At 55.8% G+C, this 14,616-nt stretch carries 13 protein-coding genes; 6 read left to right on the forward strand and 7 right to left on the reverse strand.

Annotation, left to right across the window (positions count from 1 at the left end; genetic code table 11):
• The first annotated feature begins 31 nt into the window (after positions 1-31).
• The 5 genes from VC352_RS24275 to VC352_RS24295 all read left to right on the forward strand — a co-directional run bounded on the left by VC352_RS24275 (position 32) and on the right by VC352_RS24295 (position 6,914).
• Positions 32-1,354, forward strand: coding sequence for an NAD(P)-dependent oxidoreductase (locus VC352_RS24275; protein WP_322982066.1), 1,323 nt, complete (start codon positions 32-34; stop codon positions 1,352-1,354).
• Positions 1,355-1,497: 143 nt separating this feature from the next.
• Positions 1,498-2,844 (forward strand): dimethylsulfonioproprionate lyase DddP, encoded by a 1,347-nt coding sequence (gene dddP, locus VC352_RS24280; protein WP_322982067.1) that lies wholly within the window; start codon positions 1,498-1,500, stop codon positions 2,842-2,844.
• 362 nt (positions 2,845-3,206) lie between these two features.
• Entirely contained in the window at positions 3,207-4,301 is a 1,095-nt protein-coding gene (locus VC352_RS24285; RefSeq protein WP_322982077.1) for a GlxA family transcriptional regulator, read from the forward strand.
• Between the two features lie 386 nt (positions 4,302-4,687).
• The gene (locus tag VC352_RS24290; protein ID WP_322982068.1) at positions 4,688-5,806 is read left to right on the forward strand and encodes an alcohol dehydrogenase family protein; all 1,119 of its coding nucleotides are present in this window, start codon (positions 4,688-4,690) and stop codon (positions 5,804-5,806) included.
• Complete coding sequence (locus VC352_RS24295; protein WP_322982069.1) at positions 5,793-6,914, forward strand: mandelate racemase/muconate lactonizing enzyme family protein; 1,122 nt, start codon at positions 5,793-5,795, stop codon at positions 6,912-6,914. Before VC352_RS24290 ends, VC352_RS24295 begins: the two co-directional genes overlap by 14 nt.
• Positions 6,915-7,030: 116 nt before the next feature.
• Here VC352_RS24295 and VC352_RS24300 read toward each other — a convergent pair whose 3' ends face one another.
• A complete protein-coding gene (locus VC352_RS24300) occupies positions 7,031-7,756 on the reverse strand; it encodes a dihydrofolate reductase family protein (protein WP_322982070.1) in 726 nt (241 codons plus the stop codon).
• A gap of 155 nt (positions 7,757-7,911) precedes the next feature.
• Between VC352_RS24300 and VC352_RS24305 the strand changes: the two genes are divergently transcribed.
• On the forward strand, positions 7,912-8,808 hold the full coding sequence (locus tag VC352_RS24305; RefSeq protein ID WP_322982071.1) for a LysR family transcriptional regulator: 897 nt from the start codon (positions 7,912-7,914) through the stop codon (positions 8,806-8,808).
• Positions 8,809-8,812: 4 nt separating this feature from the next.
• On the opposite strand, the gene VC352_RS24310 is transcribed toward VC352_RS24305, so the two are convergent.
• The 6 genes from VC352_RS24310 to VC352_RS24335 all read right to left on the reverse strand — a co-directional run bounded on the left by VC352_RS24310 (position 8,813) and on the right by VC352_RS24335 (position 13,799).
• Positions 8,813-10,012 (reverse strand): arabinose transporter, encoded by a 1,200-nt coding sequence (locus VC352_RS24310; protein WP_322982072.1) that lies wholly within the window; start codon positions 10,010-10,012, stop codon positions 8,813-8,815.
• 291 nt (positions 10,013-10,303) lie between these two features.
• Positions 10,304-10,663, reverse strand: a complete 360-nt coding sequence (locus VC352_RS24315; protein WP_322982073.1) for a cyclophilin-like fold protein — start codon at positions 10,661-10,663, stop codon at positions 10,304-10,306.
• A gap of 107 nt (positions 10,664-10,770) precedes the next feature.
• Positions 10,771-11,721 (reverse strand): alpha/beta hydrolase, encoded by a 951-nt coding sequence (locus VC352_RS24320; RefSeq protein WP_322982078.1) that lies wholly within the window; start codon positions 11,719-11,721, stop codon positions 10,771-10,773.
• A 202-nt stretch (positions 11,722-11,923) separates the two neighbouring features.
• Positions 11,924-12,478, reverse strand: coding sequence for a cytochrome P460 family protein (locus VC352_RS24325; RefSeq protein WP_322982074.1), 555 nt, complete (start codon positions 12,476-12,478; stop codon positions 11,924-11,926).
• Positions 12,479-12,487: 9 nt separating this feature from the next.
• Positions 12,488-13,297, reverse strand: a complete 810-nt coding sequence (locus tag VC352_RS24330; RefSeq protein ID WP_322982075.1) for a carboxymuconolactone decarboxylase family protein — start codon at positions 13,295-13,297, stop codon at positions 12,488-12,490.
• Positions 13,298-13,334: 37 nt separating this feature from the next.
• Positions 13,335-13,799 (reverse strand): cupin domain-containing protein, encoded by a 465-nt coding sequence (locus tag VC352_RS24335; protein ID WP_322982076.1) that lies wholly within the window; start codon positions 13,797-13,799, stop codon positions 13,335-13,337.
• Positions 13,800-14,616: the final 817 nt, after the last annotated feature.

Consider the following 14,616-nt stretch of genomic DNA (forward strand, 5'->3'; position numbering starts at 1 on the left):
CCCATTATTTTGCTAGGTTTGAGAGATTATTATGAGCAATAAGAAAACTGTTGGCTTCATCGGCACTGGTCGTATGGGTCGCCCGATGATCGAAGAACTCCTCAAGAAGGGTTACCTGGTCAAGGTCTACGACAAGTACAAGTCCACCGCTGATTCTGTCGTTGCCGCTGGCGCGACCTGGACTGACTCGCCCAAGGAAGCTGCTACTGACAGCCACATCGTAATCACCTGCCTTCCGCTGCCGGAGCATGTCCTGGAGAACATGATGGGTGAGAATGGTGCGCTCGCTGGCATGGCGCCTGGCAGCACCTGGGTGGATACCTCGACCACTGACTATCACAACACTGTCTACCTCGCGAGCGAGGCCAAAGCCCGCGGTGTGTACAGCATCGAAGGCCCCGTCAGCAACCTGTCCCACATGGGCGTGGACTTTGCCAACAGCAGCATCTACTGCGCTGGTGACAAAGAAGGCTATGACGAGGCCCTGGAAGTACTGAACACTGTCACCAAGATTTCGTTCTTTACCGGTGACAAGATCGGTACCGCACAAACGACCAAATTGCTGACCAACCTGCTCTTCTACGGACCGGTCTCGATCGTTGGTGACTGTTTCGCCATTTCCCAAGAAGCCGGTATCCCGAACTACTGGATGTGGGAATTCGCCAAGAAGTCCAAAGGGCACTCCGTAGCTTCGGGCCAGTTCATGCCGCTGCTGCTGGACGGTAGCTACGACTCGTCCTGCACCCTCGAAATTGGCGTGAAGGACATGAGCCTCACCGAGTCGCTGGCTAATGAGTTGGGTGTGAGCCTGGAACTCGGCCGTGTAATCAACTGGCGCTACGCTGCTGCCGGAAATGTTTATAACCAGCAGGACAACCACCTGAAGGTTATCAAGCTCACCGAGACTGCGAACGACATCGAAATCCGGATTCCAAACTTCAAGGCGCCGTCGCGTTACGGCATCGACAAGTCCTACACCCCGTCCGGAGAAGTTGTGATCGACCAACACGGTCGTCAGACTCCCAAACTGCCAGACTACATCAAGGCTCCGGCGTTTACCCCCACTTCGGAGCAACTTGAACTTGCCAACACGCTGGTCGGGTTCATGGAGCACACCAACTACATCTTTGTAGAAGAAGCTTACGCTCTCGGCCTAGCCATTGGCCTGAGCCGTGAACTCATCCAAAAGATGATTCTGTGGAGCGTCGGTACCTGCTGGGTATTCGAGAATTTCGAAGGCTACACACCGTCTTATTCCAATGTTGAAAAAATGAAGAAAGTCCAGACCAAGCTGTACCTGCCCCTGATTAGCAAGTCCATTGAGGCTCTGGATAAAATTCAGGCCAAGCGCTAATCGAGCTATGAAAAGAAGCCCGCCAATAATCCTGTTGGGAAAGTTGCGGGCTTCCTTTAGTAGTACTGGAACTTTTCGCTAAATAAGCCATATATCAAAACCCACTGAAATACAACCGCCGTGATCTGCAGTGGAAACTAATGATGAGTACATCTCCATTCTCGATTCCTTCGCATCAGCGCAAGATTGATCCCAGCAAGCGGGTGTCCACCGGACTTAAACCCGATGGATCAGAAGACAATAATGATCGGGTGGAGATTGGCCCGACGCCCTTGGCAATGGCCGAATGGGCTGAGCTGGGGCTCGAAGCCCCCCACCTGCCTACGATGCGCGAATACCGCTTGCGGCGGATACGGGAACAGCTTGTGGCCCGCGACCTCGGGGGAATCCTGCTGTTTGATCCCCTAAATATTCGCTACGCCACTGACACGACTAACATGCAGCTCTGGATTACCCATAACCCAGCGCGCGCTTGCTTCGTCTCGGCTGATGGCTACATGGTGCTGTGGGATTTCCATAACTGTGATCACCTCTCTGCGCACCTGCCGCTGGTTCGCGAGCTCCGGGGGGGCGCGGCATTCTTTTACTTTGAGTCGGGCAATCGCACCGAAGAACACGCCACGAAATTCGCCCAGCAGGTCGATAGCTTGTTGCGAGAACACGCGGGAAGTAACCGCCGCCTAGCTGTCGATCGGATCGAAATGGCCGGTTTGCGTGCGCTCGAGAAGTTAGGCATTGAGGTTTCCAATGGCCAGGAGGTAACCGAGTTTGCGCGGGTCATTAAAAGCCCTGACGAAATCAAAGCTATGCGCTGTGCCATCGCTTCGTGCGAAGCGTCGGTTGCGGAGATGCACAAGGCCTTGAGGGCCGGAGCTACCGAGAATGATGTATGGGCCGTCCTGCATGCCGGGAACATTCGTCGTGGCGGAGAGTGGATTGAAACGCGGATTCTGAGCTCTGGCCCACGTACCAATCCCTGGTTTCAGGAATCGGGCCCACGGATTATCGGCGACGGTGACCTGCTTTCTTTCGATACCGATCTAATCGGCGTTTATGGAATGTGTGTGGATATCTCGCGCAGTTGGATCTGCGGGGGCCTGGAGCCGACCAAGGAACAGAAGCGCCTCTATCGCGTAGCTCACGAGCACATCACTACCAATACCAGCCTCGTGAAACCAGGTATGAAGTTCGCCGAGCTTACAGCGAAAGGCCACCGGCTGCCTGAAGAGTTTCGAGCCCAACGTTACGGTGTCATGTTCCACGGAGTTGGGTTGTGCGATGAATACCCCTGCATTCGCTATCCCGAGGATGTGGAGTCCTACGGTTACGAGGGTGAGCTGCAGCCTGGAATGGCCCTTTGTGTTGAGGCTTATGTCGGGGCAGTGGGGGGTAAGGACGGAATCAAGTTGGAGAACCAGATACTTGTCACCGAGGATGGTTGCGAGAATCTGACTTCATATCCGTTTGATGAGAGTTTCCTGATCGACTGATGAGTTCAGCCATATGGGAGAAGTCTACGTGTGCAGTTTTGCTTCTATTCGCTTGCTATCGCCCTCGCGAACGAGAACTTAGACCAGCTACTCAGAGTTCCCGTAGCCGGCATGTTGGTCGTGATGTTCGGTACTGGGGCCACATGTGGTGCGCTGATGGATCATGCTGGGCCACGGGCTCTCTATCAGTTCGCTCTTACGGTGTCAGTAATTGGGCGGTGTTTGTCGGAGTGAGATCTGAGGCACTGGTATCTGGGCGTCGTCCCTTGGAGTGCACGGGTGAGAGGTGAGTCTCTCCACATAATTCAAATACCAAGGGTACAGACCGCGCAGCATCATCGAGGGCCGAACGAGTGACATATCTGGATCAGGCGATTTGTCCAATCTCACAGGAAGCCCCGCAATCCATCGGATTCCTGCTTTTGGATGATTTCACCCTCATCTCCCTGGCTTCAGCTATTGAGCCGTTGCGCATGGCCAATCAGCTTGCGGGCAAGGAGCTGTACCAATGGTTCACCCTGAGCAAGGCTGGTGGGGCCGTATGTGCCAGTGATGGACTGCAGATAACCCCGGATTGCAGCATGGAAGCGGCTCCGATCCTCGATATTGTTGTAGTGTGCGGTGGGGTGGATATCCAGCACCGCGTGAGCAAGGAGCATCTGAGCTGGCTCCAGAATCAGGCTCGTATGGGGCGTGGATTGGGTGCCGTTTGCACGGGCAGTTGGGCATTGGGCAAGGCCAGTTTGCTGGATGGTCGTATGTGTAGCGTGCATTGGGAGTACCTCGCGGCGATGCAGGAGGTCTTCCCGAGGGTGGAGGTCACCACACATCTTTTTTCCATAGACCGAAATCGCTTCACCTCCTCGGGTGGTACCACGCCGATGGACATGATGCTGCACATGATCGCTCGCTCGCATGGCCGTGACCTGGCAGCTGGCATTTCCGAGATGTTCGTTTATGAGCGCATCCGAAATGAACAGGACCATCAACGGGTGCCTCTCAGGCATACCCTCGGCACAGATCAACCCAAGCTGCAGGAAGTCGTCATGCTGATGAAGGCCAACCTGGAAGAGCCCATCGATCTCAGTGAGCTGGCTGCTCACATCGGCGTCTCGCGTCGTCACTTGGAGCGGTTGTTCCTTAAGTATTTAGGCTGTTCGCCGTCACGCTATCACCTCCAGCTGCGATTGGTCCGGGCGCGTCAGCTATTGAAGCAAACGTCGATGTCCATTTTCGAAATAGGTGCTGTGTGTGGCTTTGTTTCCGCGCCACATTTCTCAAAATGCTATCGCGGCTATTTTGGTATGACGCCCCGCGACGAACGTTCCACTTCAAATGCCGATGTGCTGGCGCTAATGCCCGCACCAGATAGCTTTTCGAGGAAGCAAATATCCACGTCAAGTTTGGCCCTGAGTCGAGCACAGGGTGAAGCTACCTTTGCCAGTGTGAAGGTCTGATCAACTTCCAGATGTCAAAAAAACGACATGGTGCTTGAGTGCGAGCAGAGCTGGCGAGATCGACCTACCAAGGGAGAAGTGCTGTGATAGTGATTGTAAAAACTAAGATTTACCGCAAGTCGCGAGATCACACCTCAGCCGGGCTCGCCCGTATCCCGCATTTCATTCCAAGCAATATAAAAACCGTCACTGGTGATGGTCACTCCCTCCTCTAAGCTTAGTCTATAAGCTCCCTGTAGCATTTAACACAAACTTAGTACCGTCTTGTGCAGTTTTCGAACACGGGTCGCTTTCGCATGTTCGTGAATTGCCGGTGCGTGTTGATTGCTCACATTCACACTTCATGCGAAGTGAATAATCTTCCATTTATGCACAAGGATAAGCTCATGCGGTTTGACATACCCGAAACCATGCACGCGGTACTCTTAACCGGTCACGGTGGTCCGGAAAAGCTGGAATATAGAAGCGACGTAAAGGTGCCACGGCCCAATCGGGGTGAGGTTCTTATCCGAGTTGGCGCTACCGCCGTTAATAATACAGATATCAACACCCGCATTGGTTGGTACTCAAAGCAAGTTAAAAGTGCGACTCAGGCTGGCAACTCCACAGGTTTCGACCAAGTCGACAATGAAGATGCCTCTTGGTCGGGTATAGCGTTGCAATTCCCCCTGATCCAGGGCGCTGATTGTTGTGGCCGCGTTGTGGCAGTTGGCGAGGATGTCGACCCTTCTCGAATTGGCCAACGCGTCTTGGTACGCAACATGCTCAGAACGCCTGTAGACGGGCGCCCGTTCGAATGTTGGACCTATGGCTCTGATATCAATGGTGCTTTTGCACAGTACACGGTGGCTCCCGACGCCGACATCTGGGCTATCAACAGTGAATTAAGCGATGTTGAGTTGGCCTCCTTCCCCTGCTCATATTCCACCGCCGAGGTGCTAGTACAACGGGCCTCTGTCAAAGGCAGCGATACAGTACTGATCACAGGGGCGAGCGGCGGCGTTGGCTCTGCTGCTGTACAACTCGTCAAATGCCGCGGGGCACGGGTGATTGCGATTGCCAGCAATACCAAGCGTGAAGAAATACTCTCACTTGGCGCAGACCAAGTTGTGGACCGGGGTGCTGATTTGATTGAAAGCCTCGGCAAAAACAGCGTGTCGGTCGTGCTCGACCTAGTGGGCGGCCCTGACTGGCCATCGCTGTTGCAAGTGCTCAGGACCGGCGGACGTTACGCCGTCGCCGGTGCCATCGCGGGTCCTCTGGTGGAACTAGACCTGCGCACGCTGTACCTCAAAGACCTCACCTTCTTCGGATGTACCTGGCAGGACGACCAAGTCTTCGACAGCTTGGTCGAGCACATCGAGGCATCCCGCATCCGCCCCTTGGTCAGCAAAGTCTACCCACTGTCTGAGATTGTGCAGGCCCAAGCGGACTTCGTTGAAAAACGCCATACCGGAAAACTAGTTCTCGTCCCACCACAGGAGTATGGCCATGAAAATCGCTGAGATCGAGGTATACCAAGTCAATCTTCCTTATGCCGGCGGCGTATACAAGCTTTCGGGGGGGCGAACGTACACACAATTTGATGCGACATTGGTGTGCATCCGAACTGACAACGGATTGGAGGGATGGGGCGAGTCGACTCCTTTCGGCCCCAACTATATTGCTGCGCATGCGCTAGGCGTAAGGGCAGGCATTGCCGAGATGGCCGACATGCTCATTGGGCGCGACCCACGTCAGGTCGACCGCATCAACGAGGTCATGGATGCCACTTTGCTCGGTCATTTACACGCCAAGGCTGCGATCGATATCGCCTGTTGGGACATCCTCGGCAAGTCAGTAAATCTGCCTGTATGCGAACTGCTCGGCGGCAGTACTGGGCTGTCAATGCCGATCATCGATTCCACGTATGCCGGTGATCCTGAGGACATGCGTCGCCGTATCGCAGAAACCCGCAAGCAGGGGTATCTGGGGCACTCGGTCAAGGTAGGCGCGTCGCAGGAAGAGGGTGGCCCTGCCCTTGATGCCGCCCGTATTGCGGCGTCCCTGGCGGATGCTCGACCGGAAGAGTACTTCATCATCGACTGTAACGGCGGACTCACGGTAGAGCATGCGTTGAGGATGCTCAGTCTGCTGCCATCCGGCCTGGATTTCGTGCTGGAAGCCCCCTGCGCGACATGGCGCGAGCACATGTCGTTGCGCAGTAAGACGAGTGTGCCGTTGATCATGGATGAACTGGCGATGGAAGACGCCTCGCTCCTGCAGCTGATCATTGAAGATGCGGCTGACGGTATCGGTTTGAAAGTCTCCAAACAGGGTGGATTAACCCGGGCGCGCCGACAGCGAGACATGTGTATCACGGCGGGCTTGACCATGAGCGTTCAGGAGACTGCTGGTTCGCGAGTTGCATTCGCTTCCTTGGTGCACCTCGGGCAATCTATTTCTCATAGAAACCTGCGCTGTGTTCTGGACCTACGCGACATGTACACCCCGGAGACCGCTTTCGTTGACGTCCCTATTATTGACGGGCGTATTCGCGCTCCTCAGGCTCCAGGACTGGGCATCACAATCAATCATGATGTAGTAGGTGAGCCTGTAGCCATATATCGCTGACAGCTTGAGTCCAGCACTCAGCAGACGTCCAAAAAGCGCTGCTTACTTCCGGATGGTAGGCAGCCCACAGCCAGTAACGCCAGGCATGGCCTAGCGTTAAGCATAAAAACGAGTGTCTACGGAGCGGGCAGTCGATCCACGGCGTAACGAACCCACAGAATGTCCGCTGCCAGGGTTTCAACGCAGAGCATACGCAGACAGCGGCCCATCGCTGGCAGCTCATCGGCTGATGTGCCGTGATACTCGAAGATACTGGGAATGCCCGCCAAGCCATCGATGCCTGGGTATATCAAAAGGCTGATTTCATCTATCAAATCAGCCTTGAGGAAGGCGCCATTGATCGTGCCGCCACCCTCAAGTAGCAGGGTTTCGACGCCAAAACTGCTGCCTAGTGTCGCTATTGCGGCCTCAAGATCGAGGCCATCAGTGCCGGCAAATAAATAGGACACGCCATCCTCACGCAGTTCCGCCAGATAGTCATCTGCAACCTGCTCACTCACGATTGCGACCAGGTGTTCGTTCCCGATGTGATCCGTGCCGTAGTGGAGCTTGCCACTGGGATCTACCGCAACAGCCAGTGGCCGATTCTGGCGATTACCGATGTAGGCAGTGCGGGGCGCTGAAGTGTCGGTAGTACTGTGCAAGTGAGTAGTACCGCTCACAAGGTCGGCCATGGTTTTCCTGCCAACGATCCACCCGTCTGCGTTCAAACGCTGCGCAGCTTCGTCGTACACCCTGAGCACCGTATTTGGCTCCGCCTTTTCTGTGAGTGGAGTCCAACGATTGGACAGAAGCCGACCGTCGATGGAGCCGATCATGTGGCAGATGATTTTGGGGCGCATGTGCTTTATCGCTCGGTGTAAGTGACTGAAGACCTGCCCCCCTCAATGGCTTGCTCGGAGGCCTGTTGAGGGAGCGTGTGCTTGTCATTTTGGCTGGAGATCAGTGATTCGATAAGCTGGTAGAATAGGGACGCACATATGAAGGAGACTCACGAATGGCGCGTGACCACTACAGCGGTTTGCTGGCCTTTGTGACCGTTGCCCGTGAAGGAAACTTCACTCGTGCTGCAGCTCAGCTAGGGGTCTCTCAATCGGCGCTGAGCCATAGCATCCGCAACCTTGAGACCAATCTTGGGATTCGGCTGTTGACGCGTACGACCCGCAGTGTATCGCCCACTGAAGCTGGCGAGCGCCTGTATCAGAACATTTCCCCGCAGATGGCCGAGATCGATGCCCAGGTCCAGGCGCTGAGCGATTTCCGAGACAAGCCAAGTGGAACCATCCGTATCACGGCTACGGACTATGCGATTAAGACGATCCTCTGGCCGAAACTGGCGAAGTTCCTTCCCAGGTACCCCGACATCAAGGTTGAGCTGGTTAGCGACTACGCCAAAGGCGATATTGCGGCAGATCGCTTCGACGCAGGCGTGCGCTTCGGCGAGTCACTCGCTCAGGACATGATTGCAGTCAGGGTCAGTCCCGATATGCGCTTTGCCTTGGTTGCGACAAAGGGCTACTTCGCCGAAAACCCACCCCCCACGTCACCCCATGATCTGGTTCATCACCGCTGTGTAAATCTTCGATTGCCCACCCATGGTGGCCTGTATGCCTGGGAGTTCAAGAAAGAGGGCGGACGAGAGTTTACGGTTAGGGTGGATGGCCAATTGGTAGCCAATAGCATCTATGAGGTGCTTGACGGGGCACTGGCTGGTTTCGGGCTCGCGTATGTACCCGAGCCCATGGTGGAGGCTTATGTTGCCAACGGCGACCTTGTACGTATCCTCGAGGACTGGTGTCCCCTCTGGTCTGGGTATCACTTGTACTACCCCAGCAGGCGGCAGCCCTCACAAGCGATGAAGCTGCTGATCGAAGAGCTGCGATTTCAGCCCTGATTAATCATGAGGCTGCAGCTGGACGCTGTAGCAAGCGAACTGCGACACCAGCTGTGCAAAGCACGACTAAGGCGCTGACGATGAAGACGGCGCCCAGCCCAGCCCGAGCAGCGACCCATCCCAAGGCCGGGCTTCCGACGGCCATGGCGACATCAAGGAACGCTGTATACATGCCCATGGCAAGTCCACGGCTCTCCGCAGAGGTACCGCGCACAGCCTCTACGCCTAATCCTGGATAGACCAGCGAATAGCCGAAGCCTGCTATCGCTGCGCCAGCCGACGCGAGGAGCGGACTAGTGGCGATCCACATGAAGGCCAGCCCTGCCGCCTGAACAAGCACGAACACCAGAGCCACCTGCGCACCGCCGAATCTGTCGGGCAGATGGCCGGCAATCATGCGCGAGGCGATGAGGGCGACGCCGAAGGCAGTAAATGCAAGCCAGATGGGTTGCCAGTGTTGCTCCGCGTAAAACAACGAACTGAATGCCAGGATCGCGCAGTAGCCGATGCTTGCTGTAGCTGCTCCCAGTCCGGGTAGCCAAACAGCCCCCATGACAGACCAAAGCGTGGTATCCGCCTTCTGCGGCAGCGATGGCAACGCAGGCAAGCGCAGTAGGCCGATTAGCACCAGAAGAGGAAGCAGAGCGGTGACGATGGCGATCGACACGAAGCCATAGGAGGAGAACATCATGGTACCGAATGGGCCGCCCAAGGCCATGGCAGCGAACATTGCGGTACCTACCCAGGAAATTACCTTGCCTGCGTGCCCTTTATGGACGAGGCCAAGCCCCCAGCTAATCCCCGCAGTGATGATGAAGCTTTCTGCGCCACCGAGCAGGGCGCGGCCTATGAGCAGAATCGTGACAGACATAGTCGGCATGCTGACGAAGGCCAGGGAGAGAAGGTAGAGCAGACCAGACACCGAGGCCGCAATCAGCCCCGTGATGACACCGCTTTTGGTGCCGTACTTATCCGAGAAGGAACCGGCCCATACCCGCGAGAGCAGTGATGCCGCGAACTGAGCCCCAGCCACCAAACCGATAACAAAGGTGCCATATCCGAGGTCACTCCTGACATGCAGGGGGAGCACCGGAAGAGCCAGGCCGATGATTAGAAAGCCGGCCAGAACCGCAGCCATGATTGGCCACAGAACAACGATGACCGAGCCTGATGATTCCGACGGTAGAGATGTTTTGTGTGTCATGAATGAACTCTGTATACAATCTGCACCGAGCCTCGTGACACCTATTCAGTCGCCGTGCTGAGACGGCGAAACCCGGAGCGAACAGTGCTACAAAGCGAGGCCGTGAAGGAGGCTTTTGCCGAGAAGCCCATTTTCGCAACGGATTGAGTGTTTGATAATCCAGCTAAGCTGGGACTCGGACATGAGAAAATCTCATTAGTACGAGTGCCCGTTTGACGACCCGCTGCCCAAGCTGACCGCCTAGCATCACGCTGATGTTTCTCACGCAAGCTCGGCTCAGGGCGAGTGTCTTCAGTCCTTCAACAGCTCAAACGTGACATCGACATCCCCGACATGCCTGAGTACGTCTACATCCGAGTCGACTGTTCCGACTTTCTGCAAATCACTGATCCGCTCGCCGTTCTGCGCATACATGATGACGAAGCTATGGCGAGGGGCCCAATAGACGATATCTCCCACTTCATAGCCGCTAGTCTTCGTCTCGTTGGCAGGCAACGCCTCCGGGAAGCGATACACCAGTTCGCGCGAATAGAGATCCATCATGGGCAAGGTTAGGGGGAGCTTGGCGACAAACGCCTTTGTTGTGGCATTGTCGAGCAAGGTAGCGGTGAGCACATGCTCGCCTGTCGTGATCTTCACCTTCGTCAGCATTCGGGCGCTCCTATTGCATTGATCTTCTGCGAGCCTGCTGCGTATTGCAGGCCCTGGACAGAACACTTGACCAGGTGGCACTGAAGTCCACCTGGTAGGCAACTGGGTCACTTTTTTGCGGCAGCGCCAAGGTGCTGATCGAAGAAGGCGGTCAGCTTGGCCCACGGAATCATTTCGGTCCGGTCATAGAGATCAATCCGATTGGCTCCTTTGATGACGACCATTTCCTTTGGCTCGGCGGCCAGCTTATAGGCTGCCTCGGTGTATCCGCGCGACGGAGCGATCTCACCGACGACGAAAAGGATCGGGCGTGGTGAGATGGACTCGATTCCATTGAACGGATAGAAGTTGATGAACTTCGCGTAGGTCGCGGGTGTGGTTCTGCGGTTGTTGGAGGGAACCTTGCCGCGCTCGGTCTGATAGAAGTCGTTCGACTCAGCGGCCTCTAGAAACACTGGGTCGTTCTGGCCTGGCCCGTAAATGGGCTCTCCGGTTTCGAACTCTTTGTAACGATTCTCCGCCGCGATCAATAGATCGCTGTTTCGAGTTTCCAGCGCACGTTCGTGTTTTATCCCGGTCCGGAAATATTCGCCCATGTCATACATGCTGACTGTCGCGACGGCTTTAATCCGTGGATCGACTTTGGCTGCCGCCAGAGAGAACCCACCGCTGGCACAAACACCGATCACACCGATCTTCTCGCGCGATACGAAGTCACGTGTGCCCAGGAAATCTACAGCCGCACTGAAGTTCTCTACGTAAACGTCAGGGAGAACAGCACCACGGGGAGTGCCGGCGCTTTGCCCCCAGTACGACTGGTCAAACGTCAGGGTGACAAACCCCTGCTCGGCCATTTTGGTGGCGTAAAGATTGGCGGCCTGCTGGCGAACAGCCCCATACGGGTGGCCCACCACCAAGGCAGGGTATTTCATACCGCTGACGATGGTCTTGGGTTTGAACAACGTGCCGACGACTTCTAAGCCGTATGTATTCTTGTAGCGCACCTCCTCAGAGGTGACTTCGTTGCTCTTATAGAAGTTGTCGGCGCCGCGCGACATGTCGGGGCTTGCCGCGTAGGCTGGACTTGGCTCGCTCGTCAGCGCGACTGCTGCTAGGGCGGCAACTCCCGCTAGGAACTTGCGACCAGTCGATAGCGATTTTGGTTTAGGTGTATCAGACATAAAAAATCTCCTTCTGCACCTACTGAGGTGCGGACGTATAGGAATGAATGGGGTTTGGCGGCGCCGCTGGCATCAGTTGTCACTTCGCCCCTTGTTCAGGAGCACTAGCTGCGAATAGAGGCTCGCCTTCTTCGGGTAGTAACGCGGCATGGAGAAGTGATGACGGAGCTTGGCCCAACTGAACGCTTTGCATGCGGTCGAGGGTGAACAGAAAATCGCTGCTCGACTTTGCCTTGTGGCAACTCATGCAGCGCGTAACGTTTTCCGACTGATTAACGGTTCGATCAGGCTGGAAAGACTGGAACTCCCAGTCGCCATTACGTATGTCCTGGGCATAGCGTTCGCCCCAGCCCTCGCGCTTTTCCATGACGACGTAGCGGAACAGACGACCATCGCGATAGTCCTCCATCGTAATGACGGTGCCGCTTGGCAATGGCCCTCCGTTCTTCGCTGCCTCGATAGCTTCTCGGTTAACGTAGAGCTCCTCCCGGATGTTCCCTCGCTCGACGGTTGTATAGTGGACGCCGTCTTTGTAGTGCTGCGGGAACTCTACGCGGTCGTTACCCTGCGCCAATGCAAGGGTCGCAATTCCTGTGGCGGCACTTGCGGCAAGGAGGATTACTGGCACTTTCATGAGTAACTCCTATTGATCCTGTTGCGCATCTGGACGCATGGCGAAGACGTCTTTCACCACCGACATGGCGGAGAACACGTTTGGCCAGCCGGCATAAAAAGCCAGTTGCGTTAGGGCTTCTGAGGCTTCAACGCGGGTCAAGCCGTTGTCCATGGCCTTGTTCAGGTGAACAGGCACCTGTGCAAGATTGCCTGCGGCTACAAGCGCGCTGACGGTGACTAGTCCGCGATCGCGCGGGCTCAGGCCCGGCCGAAGCCATAGATCGCGAAATAGAGCGTCCGTGGTGAGCGCCACTACGCCCGGTGCTATGGCACCGAAACTGGCCTCAACACGAGCTGCTCGCTCTGCTTCAGATTGCTCATTCATGGGCAGCAAATTGCCTTGGGCTGCTGGTAGCTGGGTTGAATCAATGCCGTGCTGTGCGAACACTGGCTGCGTCGCGAGCACGGCGCTCATGGCGTTACCAATGCCTGAGTAAAAGGCAAGGTGTGTGATAATTTCAGACACTTCAGCTGGCGTGACGCCATTCTTGAACGCCAACTCAATCTGACTGGGTAGAGTGTCGACCTGATTGCGGGCAATCAGCGCTGACAAGGTGACGATGCTCCGGTCTCGGAGAGAGAGGCCTGGGCGGCTCCATACCTCAGAATCAATGGTTTGACTCTTGATGCGTGCCAACCCGGGCGAGACGGAATGGATGTCCTCCAGCGAGGCGGCGGTGACGCTGAGCGAGGCGCTGCTCATCGCTGTATCCTGAGTGCTGGAGCACGCGCAAAGCAGCACGGAAACGGAGATGCCGAGCAGAGTATGAGCGTTCATGTCAGTGCCTTTCTTTGATCGAATAGGTGCCGAGCGATCAGCGCTTCAGGTAGATGGCGTCGCTAACTTGTTCTAACCACTCAACGTTTTTTCCTTCGTGGAACGGCGTCACTGCAACGTGGCTCATCGTGTTCTGATCCGTTGCGCCATGCCAGTGCTTGACTCCGGCAGGAATCCAAACCGCATCACCGGATTTGATTTCACGAACTGGCTGGCCCTCTTGCTGAACCCAGCCGCTACCCACAGTCACATAAAGCCACTGTCCAGCTGGATGTGTGTGCCAAGCAGTTCGTGCACCTGGAGCGAAGGAGACCAGCCCAGAACCTGCAAACTCTGCGCTGCTTGGGGTTGTCAGTGCGTCCACCAATACCTGGCCGGTGAACTGGGCGGGATTGCCTGCTCGGGTCGGGTTCACCCCACTGGCAGCGATTTCGATGGTTTCAGCATAAGCGGGAAGCGTTGTGGCGCATGCCAATGCAGCGGAAGCCAGAAGCGTCTTCATCGTGTATTCCCTCTCGGATCGACGGCGTACAAGCACGCTAGTAAGCAATGACCGAGCGGTGCATCTGCTGGGGGGTTACCCAGGTTCAGTCAGGTTCAGCGCTTACTGATAGGAGAACTGCGTGCGTTTGAAATACTGGCAGCCCTTATCATTTCTGATAACGGATTAAATACGAACGCAGACATGAGAATTACTCATGAGTGACTATCAGCCTTTTAGGGATGGTCTGAAAACGCCCTTTCTAAGGAGTCCGGCTGAAGTACGCCTTCATCAGCAAGCTGTCGGTGGAGTACCGGCTGTTCCAGGCGAAGCACTTGGCTCGTATAAAAGGCGTGCAAAACCTGAAGACGGAGATCCCCATGCAGAAGGTCAAGCTCACAACGGAGCTTCTGTGTATTGGCGTGAGAGGCCTCTAAAAATTGTCATCAGCACTGCGCTTGCTGGGCTAAGGCTGACTTCAAATGTCAGTGGGTAGGGTTCCTAGTCCAAGCCTTCGATGCCATCCAGTTCGCCCAACACCTCCCACCAGGGGTGATCAGCTCGCAGCAGGATGCGGGCCCAGCCCACATGTTCGGGGCGGTGCTCACGACTCGGCCCCAGTTGGTACAGCAAGTAAGGGGGCGTCTTGGTCGCGCGCTCGATGCGCTCCCACTGGCCGGCCGTATGACCAAGGCAACTCTCCCTCCTGGGGGCCAGAGACTGCTTATGATCGCCTGCAACTGCTGACGATGGACCGCTATTGGCCCAGGCTGTGTAAAAACGCTGGCATCGACCTTGCTGTGATTTGATGGATTCAAATCAGTGGGGAATGCCGATG

This window comes from Pseudomonas sp. C11 (assembly GCF_034683865.1).
In the GTDB taxonomy this organism is placed as follows: domain Bacteria; phylum Pseudomonadota; class Gammaproteobacteria; order Pseudomonadales; family Pseudomonadaceae; genus Aquipseudomonas.